18 protein-coding genes are annotated in these 12,714 nt (G+C 54.3%); 1 reads left to right on the forward strand and 17 read right to left on the reverse strand.

Features of this window, described 5'->3' with window-relative positions:
* Window positions 1–46 precede the first annotated feature (46 nt).
* Window positions 47–646 (reverse strand): hypothetical protein, encoded by a 600-nt coding sequence (locus tag HVE01_RS08170; RefSeq protein ID WP_146943441.1) that lies wholly within the window; start codon window positions 644–646, stop codon window positions 47–49.
* 46 nt (window positions 647–692) lie between these two features.
* The gene (locus tag HVE01_RS08175) at window positions 693–2,075 is read right to left on the reverse strand and encodes a WYL domain-containing protein (protein ID WP_146943443.1); all 1,383 of its coding nucleotides are present in this window, start codon (window positions 2,073–2,075) and stop codon (window positions 693–695) included.
* A gap of 353 nt (window positions 2,076–2,428) precedes the next feature.
* On the opposite strand from HVE01_RS08175, the gene HVE01_RS08180 reads away from it, so the two are divergent.
* The gene (locus HVE01_RS08180; protein ID WP_146943445.1) at window positions 2,429–2,662 is read left to right on the forward strand and encodes a hypothetical protein; all 234 of its coding nucleotides are present in this window, start codon (window positions 2,429–2,431) and stop codon (window positions 2,660–2,662) included.
* A gap of 222 nt (window positions 2,663–2,884) precedes the next feature.
* Here the strand turns inward: HVE01_RS08180 and HVE01_RS19825 are convergent, their stop codons facing one another.
* From HVE01_RS19825 to HVE01_RS08250, 15 genes are all read right to left on the reverse strand, one after another.
* A complete protein-coding gene (locus tag HVE01_RS19825; protein ID WP_186808818.1) occupies window positions 2,885–3,052 on the reverse strand; it encodes a hypothetical protein in 168 nt (55 codons plus the stop codon).
* 255 nt (window positions 3,053–3,307) lie between these two features.
* Window positions 3,308–3,664 carry a HEPN domain-containing protein gene (locus HVE01_RS08185; protein ID WP_186808819.1) on the reverse strand — a complete coding sequence of 119 codons (357 nt, stop codon included), beginning with the start codon at window positions 3,662–3,664 and terminating at the stop codon, window positions 3,308–3,310.
* Window positions 3,657–4,466: a hypothetical protein gene (locus HVE01_RS08190; RefSeq protein WP_146943449.1), complete on the reverse strand. Its 810-nt coding sequence runs from the start codon at window positions 4,464–4,466 to the stop codon at window positions 3,657–3,659. The genes HVE01_RS08185 and HVE01_RS08190 overlap by 8 nt, the downstream gene beginning before the upstream one ends.
* A 63-nt stretch (window positions 4,467–4,529) precedes the next feature.
* Window positions 4,530–5,078: a DUF1799 domain-containing protein gene (locus HVE01_RS08195; RefSeq protein WP_146943451.1), complete on the reverse strand. Its 549-nt coding sequence runs from the start codon at window positions 5,076–5,078 to the stop codon at window positions 4,530–4,532.
* Complete coding sequence (locus HVE01_RS08200; protein WP_146943453.1) at window positions 5,030–5,368, reverse strand: hypothetical protein; 339 nt, start codon at window positions 5,366–5,368, stop codon at window positions 5,030–5,032. The genes HVE01_RS08195 and HVE01_RS08200 overlap by 49 nt, the downstream gene beginning before the upstream one ends.
* A gap of 90 nt (window positions 5,369–5,458) precedes the next feature.
* Window positions 5,459–6,412: a phage tail tube protein gene (locus HVE01_RS08205; RefSeq protein ID WP_146943455.1), complete on the reverse strand. Its 954-nt coding sequence runs from the start codon at window positions 6,410–6,412 to the stop codon at window positions 5,459–5,461.
* A complete protein-coding gene (locus HVE01_RS08210) occupies window positions 6,405–6,587 on the reverse strand; it encodes a hypothetical protein (protein ID WP_146943457.1) in 183 nt (60 codons plus the stop codon). The genes HVE01_RS08205 and HVE01_RS08210 overlap by 8 nt, the downstream gene beginning before the upstream one ends.
* A gap of 57 nt (window positions 6,588–6,644) precedes the next feature.
* Complete coding sequence (locus HVE01_RS08215; RefSeq protein ID WP_244973802.1) at window positions 6,645–7,040, reverse strand: phage tail terminator protein; 396 nt, start codon at window positions 7,038–7,040, stop codon at window positions 6,645–6,647.
* The gene (locus HVE01_RS08220; RefSeq protein WP_146943461.1) at window positions 7,037–7,639 is read right to left on the reverse strand and encodes a phage tail protein; all 603 of its coding nucleotides are present in this window, start codon (window positions 7,637–7,639) and stop codon (window positions 7,037–7,039) included. The genes HVE01_RS08215 and HVE01_RS08220 overlap by 4 nt, the downstream gene beginning before the upstream one ends.
* A gap of 14 nt (window positions 7,640–7,653) precedes the next feature.
* Window positions 7,654–7,953: a head-tail joining protein gene (locus HVE01_RS08225; protein WP_146943463.1), complete on the reverse strand. Its 300-nt coding sequence runs from the start codon at window positions 7,951–7,953 to the stop codon at window positions 7,654–7,656.
* The gene (locus tag HVE01_RS08230) at window positions 7,953–8,249 is read right to left on the reverse strand and encodes a hypothetical protein (RefSeq protein WP_146943465.1); all 297 of its coding nucleotides are present in this window, start codon (window positions 8,247–8,249) and stop codon (window positions 7,953–7,955) included. The genes HVE01_RS08225 and HVE01_RS08230 overlap by 1 nt, the downstream gene beginning before the upstream one ends.
* 69 nt (window positions 8,250–8,318) lie before the next feature.
* Window positions 8,319–9,350 (reverse strand): major capsid protein, encoded by a 1,032-nt coding sequence (locus HVE01_RS08235; RefSeq protein ID WP_198350356.1) that lies wholly within the window; start codon window positions 9,348–9,350, stop codon window positions 8,319–8,321.
* Window positions 9,351–9,407: 57 nt separating this feature from the next.
* Window positions 9,408–9,761, reverse strand: coding sequence for a head decoration protein (locus HVE01_RS08240; protein ID WP_146943467.1), 354 nt, complete (start codon window positions 9,759–9,761; stop codon window positions 9,408–9,410).
* 61 nt (window positions 9,762–9,822) lie between these two features.
* Window positions 9,823–11,061, reverse strand: coding sequence for a S49 family peptidase (locus HVE01_RS08245; protein ID WP_244973803.1), 1,239 nt, complete (start codon window positions 11,059–11,061; stop codon window positions 9,823–9,825).
* Between the two features lie 15 nt (window positions 11,062–11,076).
* On the reverse strand, window positions 11,077–12,714 hold the full coding sequence (locus tag HVE01_RS08250) for a phage portal protein (RefSeq protein WP_244973804.1): 1,638 nt from the start codon (window positions 12,712–12,714) through the stop codon (window positions 11,077–11,079).

Raw genomic sequence — 12,714 nt, forward strand, 5'->3', positions numbered from 1 at the left:
CAGGCATTAAAAAACCCGCCATAGCGGGTTTTATGATCTTTAGTTATTACGTTTCAAATTTTATATGCAGAGGACCTGGCTCCATTCGGATAGCGTATGCTTGCCGAACACTTTCAGAATTCAAGAATTCTATGATGTTCTTGCCCTTCACTACAGCTTTTGCGGCATCTAATTCTGTCAGCACTGGCTTTTTATTGACGCTGATTAGAACAAACCCTTCTTTTATCAAACCTGAAAGTGGTGAAGCCCTATGTACACTTATCACCTTTAACCCTTTATAACTGCTTTCAGTATTAGAGGGCTCAACTTCACCTTCAGCTGCGTCAGAATATTGACCCAGATCTGGCTCCGACTCGCCAAAATTCTCTCCCGATAACTGATCGCACGAATTCTGGTAAATGCTATTGATCATGCTGAAGATCGCGGCCAGCATTGCAGCACTCACTGCCTGACCAATCGCAATTGCCCAGATGAATACGTTTGGCTCTCTAACCGTTTCCATACGACCAAAGCTGTTTGGGCGAGCCACTTCAATAAAGCCCGCCATGCTAATGGCTGCTATCCCCCCTATAATGGCAACCGCTGCCAGTATCCAAGCCAGCGCAACCCAGCCAATCCAGCGCTCTCTATCAGGCATTTTTTTCATCCGATCATCCTTTTTCTTAAGCCAAAAACTCTCAATTTAAGGCTTATCACTTAACACCTAGCATGCTGAGAATGCGACGTATGATACCTTGCTTTTCTGGAACGATATTGCTTGTGGCTTCCTCCGCCTTCACCAAGTGTGTCGTTTCTACGCCTCCTTCATCAGCGGGTGGCTCAACTGTCTTGCTCTCTGGCTTACGGCCTAACAAGGCAATCGCTTTTCGTAGGTCGTCTACTCTCGTGTATTCATGCGGGTTAAGTAGCTCACCTGTAACGGGGCTGACGATCTCGCCCAGCATGCGGTCGACCATAAACATTTTCATACCCATGCTCTCTAGGCACATCCCTTTTAGGAAGATCCTGCCACCCTTGGACGATACTCGCTCTATTTGAACATGCCGCTCTTTGGGCTTTTGGTCTCTCTCCCCCTGGTACTTAAATCGCACCTCAACAGGCTTTTCAAAATCGCTTGAAGCCCATGCAGGCTCGCCTTTTGAAGGGCTTTGGGCATTGACTGGGGGCACTGGCTTTTCTGGTTTAGGGGTGTCAGTCGGCTTAATTGGCGGCGGTGTAATTTCAACCTTTAGGCTTGGAGTTGATTTGCCGTACCCCGTCCATTCATCGTCGTCATACGAACTATGACTGCTTACTTTTTCTGGCTGTTTTATCTCTTTGATCGCCGCCGCACCAGGTGCATCGCCGTTACTCTTTACTATGTCCGCTAGCCAAGGCCATTCGTAAGCAGGCCATTCCCTCATTAGCTCTTGCCATGCGTTGTATTGGTAGTAATAAGGGTGGCCTTGGATGGCGACAGCTAACTCAGAAACCATCCCAGAAACAACTGTTTTTAAGGCGGGCAGTAGTTTTTCGCTTGGTACGAACTCATAGCCGGGTGGCAACTTTTCAGGATGCTCAACTGCAAAGGCGGCTAAGTCTTTCGCTAGCTCCGCCTTTCTGCCTTTCGGCTCTAGCCCATTTTCTGCCATCAATGCTTTTAGCTCAGTGACCTTATGGCTATGAAAAAGCAGGGACTCCCATTCCTCCTGATTACTGGGAAGACAACGCTTAATAAGATCCGCTTTTAATGCCTGGTGTGTCTGAGCTTCAGACAACGGCAACCGAATAGATTCGATACCTGGCTGCATGTCTAGCAGTTCGTCTAATGCTGAGAAATGACCTTTAAAACAATACAGCTTACCCAACACACCTTTTGGAGCTCGGTTAAACGCGCTTTCTACCGGCTCGACCTCAAGCTCATAAGTGTATTCATCGTTAAAAAACTTCTCAAAATGTTGCTTGGCCTTTTCCATGGGCAAGCCTTTCAGATCTTCCCGCATATCCTGAAGATCTGTTTCGTCCTTTATCTTGATAGACCCTTTCGTTATCGATAGTTTTTTGGGCCTAAATCGCCCCGCTTCATCCTCATACAATGACCAATCCATCCCCCGCCCCTTTTTATAGCTCCCGCAAAGAACCATAAACGAGCAGCGGCGTATTTTCTAATTTTTATTACCGCCCACGGGCTATGCCTGGGCAGCATTGACCCAGCCATAGGATGGCCCGCGTAGCGGCCTTGTGGTGGTTACTTAACGGTTACCGCGCCAGCGCACTCTGCATGCAGTTGGTCGTTTTCGCCAACGAGGCTACCAGGCTTTCTGTTTGCATCATCAGCGCTTTTAGGAAATCGCCCATGGTTTTGTTTCCATGCTGTGGATTTTCACAGATTGTGCTGACCACCTAGCCGTGTAAGCTCAAGTTTCATTTAGACCAGCTAAGGTGAAAAATGGAATACGACAGCCAGTATATCTTCAAAGGTGACGCTGAAAAGTACATGAGCGACAAAGAGGGCATCGTTGAGTTTCGCTTTCCTCAGGGGCATCAGCTCATGCTGAATGAGACGGTGACCTTTCGGGTTGCGCCTGGTAAAGATCCTGTGAAGTTTGTATGTATAGGCCGCCATTATGACTTCTCTGAAGAGCGCAAATGCACTCTCCTGATTGATCTTGATCTGGCATAGCGTTGCAGGCATTGCTTCGATCAATCCCAAATCGGCGGGCGTTGTCCGCCGTTTCATCAATGATGCCTACATTAACTGCAACCGCACTATGCTGGTTGACCAGCACTTCTAACAGCTTCCTAATCTTACGCGTTTCAATGAGTAGCTCTTCCATTGTCAACCCCCGGTTGATGGTGTTCGTATTGTAGGCCTGTCCTTCGGAGCGGATTGGCCTGCTTGGAACTACAGTAGCGCATGCGCCAGCGCTGCCCCCGCCGCAATCACCGCCGCCACACCCACCAGTAGCCCACCCACGGCTAATAACATTCCTGCTCGATCTGCACCTTTCTCAGACATACGCCCTCCTACACGCAGTCGCGTTTTACCACCACTGCGCTTATAATCGTTCATACATCGTCTCCATGCTGTTTCATGGGGAATTGATTAGAAGCCCCGCTGAGTTGCCCCTCAGCGGGGTTTCGCCGTTTTTGGGTATAAAAAAACCCCGGCGAATGCCAGGGCTCAGTATGTTGCTACTTCGTCATTTTCGGGGAGCCGCTAGAAACCCCTTAAAGGGGCTCTCGGTGACTATTGCTAAATTAATTTCCTAAGTATAAATGCACCGCATGCGGTGCAGCAGGCACAAAAAACCCCGCGGTGGCGGGGTTAGATTGCTTGCAACGAAGAAATGAGCTCTCGACTATGTCTGATCACTTTTTTCATATCTCTATGCGACATATTGCGCCCCCATTTATAATCCGCGGCATGCCTCAGCGTCTTAATATCTTTCAGCTTATTGCCCAGGGGAACCAGCCCAGGCTGACGAATAAGAGCATCAACGATCTTCTCATGTGAGCTACCACTTCCTTCGAACCCTTTCTCTTCACATACGCCGCGCGCAGTTAAAAAGGCAGCGTAGTAGGCTCTATTAATGGCGCTGCGAATTCGATGTTGTTCAATATCGGTTGAAGCTAAATGTGCGCTCTCGATGTGATCTGCAATTTCGATTAGACGATCAGGCAAGCTCGCCTCCCTCATCTGCCAAGTCAGGAATGGCGTCTCTAACAAGAATTGACATGATTCTAGGTAGATCGTAGCCCCATTTCTCGACGTCTGAGATCAATCCGGACATTTCCTCATCAAGTAGATCGAGGCTATCTTCATCTTGATCAGAAAAAATTTCTAGCACTATGTTGTTTGAGCCATCTTCATGCTCTTCAACATCAAGATTAAGCTCAATGCTAACGTCCCTTTTGTGGGATACGCTGTAGCGTATCTTGCTGTGCACCTCATGCACCATTTGCTCAAAGAGAGAAGCAGGCACCTGAAAGTTTTCTAGCACCGATGATGCTTTTCTAGCCACCGTATCCAATGGCATGAGAAGACCTCCTAGCTTGAGGCGCCTCTCAATCATTTCGGCGCAAAGCTGCAAATTGCCTGAGAACCAGGCTACACGGGTAAAGCCATAATGAAATTCTAGATCATCAGGCGCAATTTCAAAGCAATTACGCATAAGATCAGAAGCCGCTCGCGGATGAAACGCAAATTGTGAGGTTGACGCAATACTGCACATCAAGTCGAAGCTAGGATTGTTCGATAAAAACACTGATAGAGCGCTATCGAACTTTTCAAAATCCCTTTCAATTTCAGCCACAAGCATATCTGCAACACTAGATAACAGAGCGTTACCCTCAAAGCCTGTCAAAAGCCTTTTAAGACGAAGTATCTCAAAATCACTCAGACTTGCCCTGCGCGCCTCTAGGCGCACTGAGTAATCAAATGCTTCATTTAGTTTCTGAGCTACGGTTTTAGGCTGCTTAGACATATCGATACAGATAGAGAACAGAAACAGCATAGTGGATGAAATATATTTCCTCGTCAAAAAAAATTATGCCACAAACGCCCCATCACCGAAGCTATGCGGTAGATCCACCACGTTCATTAGCTCTTGCGCATTAATGCGCTGTTGGTGCTCTAACTGGTAGGCCTGCTCCGTACACTGCTCGATGTACTGCGTTACCTGCTTGCGCTCTTCATCCTCTTGGTTAGCGTGATTGTTTTGCTCGTTCAACGCGGCTACCGCACCAGATTCGATGTGCTGAATCTGCGCCAGCAATTTCTCCTGCTCGTCATAATCCAGCCGTGCATATTTGGGGTGGCCATAGAGGGCGGTGTAATCCAGCCCCAGGTGTTGGGCCCCAGCCATGCCCGCGATGATGCGCCATTGGGTGCGTAGCGCCAGAAACAGTTCGAGCGCGGGCCAGTGCTCGTACCAGATGGCGTAGGTGGTCGGCGTGTCATCTACGGGGGCGGCAATGCCGAGCACTGCCGCATCCGCAGCCCGGGCATCTTCTACCCGGTCACCTGCCCAGAACCGGCCCGCGCCGGTTAGTTTTTTGCGGCGGCCTGCGTGCGACCTTCTTGCGCAGCGAACCATGAGAGAATCAGCGGGCGGCGAACGTAGGTGATCTGCATCAGTTGCTCGACCAGCTCTTTGGTGTGTTCGACCAGATTGCCGCCTTCATCTTTGATGCCGTCCAGCTTGACCAAATCGCCCAGCAGATCTTCATCGCCTTTATCGCCCTTCTGCTGCTGTTCCATGATTTCGCGGTAGTTGTCCCACGCATGAAGCTTCCAGGTGGCTTTAATGGTGCTGGGCTTGTCGGCACCTGGCACTTGAACGGGTACATCAACAGTAACGGTCGGAGTTTTAGCGAGTACGAACATGGTGTTAATTCCTATGTGGGTGCTACTAAATTTTCAGGTGGAAAACAGAGCGCCTGCTCTGGGTGTTGATGCAGGCGTGCTACTGGGGAGTTAGTCGACTTGCTCGAAAGTGAGTGTAAAGTCGTCGTCACTACCATTCTCTGACGGCACAAAACTTATACCGAGATCGTAGTGCATAAAGCCTTCGTTATCGGTTGGCGAGATGCTAGTTAGCTGCCCTCGCTGAGTGCCTATCGTGATGTCTGCACCCGCCGCATCTTTATGAGTCAGGGCGATAGGCACCAAGGTAACGCCGTTGTGGCTCTCCACTTTCTTGAAGTAGTCCACTGTAGCGATGTCTGGGGCCTCAATGTTGGTAGACCCAGTTACCTGACGGTCAGTAATAGGCACCGATTCACAGTTGATCAGGTTGCGGTGGCCTACCTGGTTACCAAGATCCAGTGAGAGCGAGGACATGCAGGCAGCGTGACCGTCGATATTAGCCACCGTGTTCTGCTTGTTAACTGGCAGTTCTTTTGCCTGCACTGCTTGAGTCGCTAACGATGCGTCAGCGCCCGCTGCAGTTTTTTCGTAAAGGCCGGTAAGGTTGAACTGAATGTAGGGCAGTGAGCCTGCATCTGTAGAAATAGAAAGCGTGCCGCGCGTCCCCCTGATGCGCTGGGTCTGGCCGTCTTCCACCCACCAGAGAATCACAGAGTCTTCAGAGTCAGACGCGGGTTGATAGACTACTGACGTTGGGTTCGTCACTTCAGACATTCCACAGGCGCGCAACAGCATGCCATAATCAGGTGGCGTTCCGGCCGTCCCGCTGCCCGCCAGAGGAACACGCACCTGACGCTCCACATAAGGGCCAGTATTGACCTGCTCGAACGCGCCGTATCCATCACGCATGCGTTCACGACTAACGGTGTTCCCCGCGTAGGGGTTGCCCCCATCGAGCATCACTACCTCAAGAATGGTAGCGCCGGTCATGTCGGTTACGTCGCCCCCGTAAGCATCTTCAATCTTCGCAACGACGTAGCGTTTCCGCCATTTCTTAGCCATTGTCGGCCTCCTTCACTTTGCCGGTTTTCTGGGGTTTCTCCGGCGTAGCCGGGGCTTGGGTAGACTCAGATGCCGGTGCTGCCGCTGATTTCTCGGCAGCCGCGCCGGGTTTTGTCCGATGAACCAGCTCTGCTTTGCCGTTACGCATGACGTAACTGCCGCCTTGTCGGGCCATGGGGTTTCCTCCAGGAATAAAAAACCCGCTCAAGGCGGGTGGTGGGGGTTGGGGTGGTTAGCGCAGCCAGGTGTCGATCGTCCAGAACTCTCGCCACCAGATCAGCTCGCCGCGAATGTCGTTGGTTTCGCCGCCCCTGTACTGCATGGGGTTGTGCTCTTCATTGAACATTGCCCCCATGAGCGCTTCACGCAGGGCCTGACGCTGCGGGCGGAACTGGTCGCGCTTGCACACCAGCCAGAGGCCATATGTAACGCGCAATGGCTGCACCGGGCGCAACGTATCGGAATCGGCCTTGGCGTCATCCTTGGCGAGATACACCAGCACGGCGGGCGTTTGGGTGTTGAAGTTGTCCAGCGGTTCGGCGAACCAGGCTTCATCTACCAGCGCCAGCCCTGGGCATTCGTCCGTGATGCGTTGAATCAGCGCTGCAATGATGTCGGGGTCCGTCATACCAGCCCTGCCTTCTTATTGAGGATGTAATCGAGACGCCCATTGAACTGCTCTGGCAAGTCTTCACGAACCAGCTTCTGAGCCTCTGCAATCACTTGGGGGTTATCGACCATTTCGGGGATAGACGGGCCAAACAGGCGCTGCGGATCGCTCTTGTTGTCGGTGCGTTTCTCACGACGCCAGAGCTGGCCTTTTGCCACCCATCCGCCTTGCACCAACTTGCGGCTTTTGCCTTTACGCACCTGCACCGTCACGCCCCGACGTCGAGCCACTCGCCCTTTCCTTGGTCCGCTTTTCAGCTTCCGGCCGCTGGAAACGCTCACCCATTTTTCACGCGGTTTGAATTGCGCCAGCGGTAACCGCCGGCCGGTGTACAGCACCGCGCGGGAAACATCGTCACGGTAGCGCTCAATGCTCATGCGCTTGCGAATATCGCCCGCACTCACGGTGTAACGCTTGCGGGTTTCTTTGCTAATGCGAGTGGTCGCCTTGCGGCTGGTGGCATTTACTGCCCACCTGAGTGCTTTTTCTACGTCACGCGGGTCAAACTGTTGCTTCAACTTATTAATGTCGCGAACGTCAAATTCGAGTTCCGGCATACTGCCCTCCCTCGTTATGAGACCCAGAGGCGCCTTACGTGTCCGTCATCTTCAAGGGTCTGTTGAACTGTCCAGGTTCGTGATGGCATCACAATCTGGTCACCTTGTTTGGAGCTGGGAACGTCGGCACACTGGACGCTGATCGTTGTCACGCGCATGGCCACTTGGTCTTGGTCGTACACCTCATGGCTATCATCTTTGATCGCCTGCACACCATTCGCTGCAAACCCTGCCCCCTGGTAGTCAACTGCGACACCTGCGTCTGCGAAAATGTCAGGCATATCGCCCATCACTTCCTCATCAAACGCGCTCATTACTTTCTTGGCCGCTTGGTGGGCGCGGGCTTGGCTGGCGAGGCATCGCCATCCGGCTGAGCGAACGTTTGCTGCTGTTCATCATCGCCACTTTGGTCATCATCGCTGCCTTGATCGTCGTCGCCGTCATCATCAAACAGCTCTTCCTCTGCCTCGATCACCGGAGCAATCACGCCAGAGGCCAGCAGGCGCTCTTGCTCTTCCTTATTGCGAGGCGTGAAGGGTGAGCCCTGCTTGGCAAGCACCTTTTTTCCTTCCTCGATTTGGCCACGCACCACTACAAATTGCTGAGACATAACAAATACTCCCGTCTACCTTAAGACCAAGCCCCGCGCTATTGGCGGGGATTGTCAGTTAGCGCTGGTTTACGCCACCTTGGCGTAAACGAAAGCGTCCGGCTCATGGAAGCCGGGCAGCGGTGCGGCTTGCATCATCAGCCAGCGCACGCTGGGGTCTTTCTCAATCCAGCTTTTCGGGTAGCGGGCTACATCGAACATGCCGCCTTCGATGGCTTCCATGTCTTGAATTGCGCCGTACAGCATGCCGCAACGGCTGGTGGTGGGGCCCATGACCAGCCCACCGGCGGGAATCATCGGCTTTTCATCGCCCGCCGGGTCTAGGTACCACTCTTCGTAGGAGTAGAGATCCAGGCCGGGGTCGTTGAGATAACCCAGGTAAGTCACGCCGTCCGGCAACTCTTCTGGGCGAATCATGCCGAGATCGATGCGGCGCGTGTTCAGCTTCTTGATAACCGATTCGTTATCCAGGAAGGCGTCGGCCGCTTCGGCGCTCATTACCACTGCATTTGCAGTGCGGCCGCTGTCCTTAGCGATGCGGCGCTTGTACTTGCGCAGATCAGCAATCGGGTCTGCGGTGGTTTCTGACCAAAGCACTGCCTCTGTGACTTGGTGCGTCGAAGCCATCTGGTAATCGATGATGTCGTCAACGCCATCGCCCACAACGTGTACTTGCCCGCTGGTGAGCGCTTGGGCGGCCATCCACTCTTCACGGCGATTGATCTGGTCGTCCAGATCCTCCATATCACGCGCAAGCTGTTCGCCCGCGCGCTGAAGCGGCGTGCGACCAGAGTAGATGTGCTCCCCTGGCTGGCGATGGTTCAACAGCAGGCCTGCATTAGTTTCTAGCTTTGGCTTAACGTAGGGCGGCGTATAGCTGCGCATCACGCTACCTGTGCGGTCCACGACTTGGCCGGGGCGATTAGGGCGAACAAACGGCGCCATCTTGCGTTGCCCTTTCATGATGTCGATGTCGACATACTTGGTGACGAAATTCACCGGGTTAGCGCCAAAGAAGGTGGTGCCGAGGAAGCGGCGTGCGCGCTTCATCTGCTCGACCGCCTCCAGCATCGTGCGTGGTTCAAACAGATCCATGGGCATGGGGGTTCTCCTGAAAGTGATTACCAGCGGTTTAGGGCTTAGCCCCTGGCGGCGGTATTAGCGAACGAAAAGAGAGAGCGAGCGCAGCGCTTTACGCACCGACGTAATAGTGTGACCAGTGCCTAACGTGAGTTTTTCGCCGCGCACGTCGCCACAGATCAGTGCTTCGGCCTCCACATCGCCGTCGGTGGCGTTGACGGCTTCCCAGAGGATGACGCTGGGCGTTTGGCTGCCATCGGTCGCGGCGGAAGCCGAGAGAATGTATTTCTTATCATCAGTGACTTCCCCCATCACTGCGCCAGCGGGCTGAACTTGGCCAGACGCAACGGTGATGGTCATAAAACGGCGTGGAAAATCGCCCGCGAGCAGCGCAGCAGCTTCGGGGTGTGGTGTAGTGGTCATTCCAGACATGACGAAAACCTCGTAAAGAGTGGCGTATCAGGGTGGCGCAGAGTGGCGTGAGTGGTGCGAGTTAACCGTTTTTCCAGCGTGCAGTGATGGCATTCACGCCTTGGGCACGCTCTGAGGCTTCGGTGTCATCTTTAGGCGGTGTAGCGGTGGGCGCGCCTTGGCCATCTGCCTGTAGGGTCTGTAGGTTAATGCCGCGATCCTGAGCGGCCTTGAAGAGCGCTAGACCGGTGGCCTCAACGCTTGCGCCTTCATCAATAGCGGTGGCTACTTCTTTCTCGAAGCCTGCCGAAGCGAGGTCCATAATGCCTTTACATCGAGCGCGCTCAGCTTCGGCCGCTTCCGCTCGGATTTTGTCGGTATCGACCGCTTCCGGCTCGGCAATCTGAATGGTTTTAGGATCGGTACCCGCCTCAATGGCGGCCTGTAGTTCTGCCGTGGTTTTAACGGTCGTCATCTTGACGCTCCTTTGTGTGCTGAAAGATGAAGTTGACGAGCCTGCCAGTTCGGCAATCAGGCCCTCTAGTGAGCCGAGGCGGTCGGCCATTCCGGCCTCCACGGCGAGTGCACCAGTGGCGATGCCGCCCTGGCGGAAACGGTCGTTCACTTCTTCGCGAGGGATGCCGCGGTTGCGGGCAACCTTGTCGAGGAAAACGTTTGCCAGTTCGTCGGTGCGGTTTTGAAGTTGGGCACGGCCAGATTCAGTATCCAGGTCTGGTCGCTTATTGGGCGCGTTGCTGGAGACGATCTCGTAGGTTTTCTCGCCTGATTTGTCTTCGCGCTTACGCAGGTTAAGCACAACGCCAACACTGCCTAGCTGGGCGGTGTCATCGACAACCACTTGATCAGCGGCGCTGGCAATCCAATACGCAGCGCTTGCGCCCATACCACCTACATACGCCTTGATGGGCTTTTTGCCTCGGGCGCTGAAGATCATTTCCGACAGCTCATTAATGCCGGTGGCTTCGCCACCCGGGCTATCAATATCCAGCACCAGCGCACTAACCGCCGAATTGTCTAGCGCGGCCTGAATGTCAGTGGCGAGACTGCCCGTTGACGTGGCGCCGCTTATTTCCGTCATCAGGTTGGCGTGGCGAAAAATAGGCCCTGTCACTGGAATAACAGCAACGCCATCGCGGATGGTTACATTGCGCGTGTTATCAAGCGGGCGGCCAAGCTTGGCTTCTAGCGCCTGCAAATCACCCTCGCGCGCTGCTACTGTCATTACGGTATCCAGCGCTTCGGCAGTGATCAGCCAGGTGTGATTGGCCGCCAGCTCAAACGCGGTACGCGGCAGGGTCATGTTGTCTCTCCTGGTCTATTCGTCAGCGGTGCTGGCGGTTTCTTCTTCGTGGACTTTGCCGCCCACGTAGATGGGCACGCCCTCTGCACGTTTGCGTTGGATCTCTCGGGCGCGGTCACGGTGTACGTCTTCCCAGTCCTCGCCATGAAGCGCCATGGTCTCGATGTGCTCATTACTGGTGCCGTTAGCGATGCGCTCGGTGGCGGCTCTGGCATCTACCTGCTCATTCAGCGAGCCGAGCGGCTCCCCGATCCATAACGCTCTGGTGTAAGCACGGCGCTTTGCGGGGTCGCGGTACCCAGGCAAATTGACGGTGCCGCGCGCTACCAGCTCATCAATCACCAGTTCATAGGCGGGTTGGCAGAACTGAACAGTGAGGTGGTGACGGCGCTGCTTAATGAACTTCCAGAGCTGATTAAAGGCAGCGCGGGCAGCGGTGTAACTGGTGCTAAAATGCATCAGCAGCACTTCAGCAGGCATTTCTAGCGCCGCGCCCATCTCTTTGACGATGGCGACAAAGAACGGGTCAAATTGCGCGTTGGGTCGGTTGGGGTTAATCGTGACCGGCTCGGCGCCCTCCTCCAGATCCCACACGGCGCCCTCTCCTAGCGTGAGGCTGTCGCCTTCACTGGGCTGCTCGCCTGAACTGGTGACCACGGGCCGCTCTGGCTTATTGGGGTCGTCGCTATCGTCACTCCACATGGGTCCACCGGGCGACATATCAGGGTCGTCGGTCGCGGTGTGCTTGATAGCCACGGTAAACATGGCGCTGATCACGGCAGCGGTAAGCTCCGCCTGCGAGAAACGCTCCAGCTTTTGCAGCGCCTCTAAAATAGGTGCCAGAAAAGGCACGCCGCGCACTTGCCCAGGGCGGCCTTTCTCATTCATTAGATGCAGGATGCGACGGCGGCCGGTTTGTGCCCCGAAGATGGGATACCAGTCCCACTCTTGAGGCGTGGTGTAGTCGCTGGGGTAGCCGCTACAAACGCGCACATGCGTGGGCTTGCCGAGCCTATCAACACGAATACCGTCACTTTCCGTGGGCGTATCCGTCAGCGGGTTGCCCACGCGTTCAGCTTCAATTAGCTGCAGCTTGGTACCAAACAGGCAGCCTGGGCGCTGGTCGTCTGGCGTCATGGCGAACACGTCACCGCTGACTAGCGCACTGATAAACGCCAACCGTTGGAGCATGTAAAAATCTAGCCCGGCTTCTACGTCGCACTCATTAGGATCTTCTGCCCACAACCGAAAGCCGCGCGCTAACTCATCGTTCAGCTTATCCGTGGCGTCGTCATTCAGCCCTAGCGCCGTACCGTCGACGTTCGGGCGAACGGTTAGCCCCATTCCCACAACGTTAGTGGCTGCTCGGGTGACAGCAGCACGCGCCAGCATGTGGTTTCGGTAGGCATCGCGCGTGCGGCTAATAAGCATTTCCCGCTCGCCTGTCGGCGTATCTTGGCGGGGGCTGCCTAACCCGGGCAGCCAGCTGAGCATGGAGCGAATCATGCGGCTTGCGCCACGATGGCGGGTTTCGCTGCCGCTATTGGCCCGCGTGCGGCCTTGCGCGCTCGCCAAGCGTTCAAACTCTTGGCGCATCACCTCTTCGCGCTTTTGCTCGGCGGAATTGCCTTTTAAGCGGCCAAATAGCTTCAT

The organism is Vreelandella venusta (genome assembly GCF_007989605.1).
GTDB classification, from domain to species: domain Bacteria; phylum Pseudomonadota; class Gammaproteobacteria; order Pseudomonadales; family Halomonadaceae; genus Vreelandella; species Vreelandella venusta.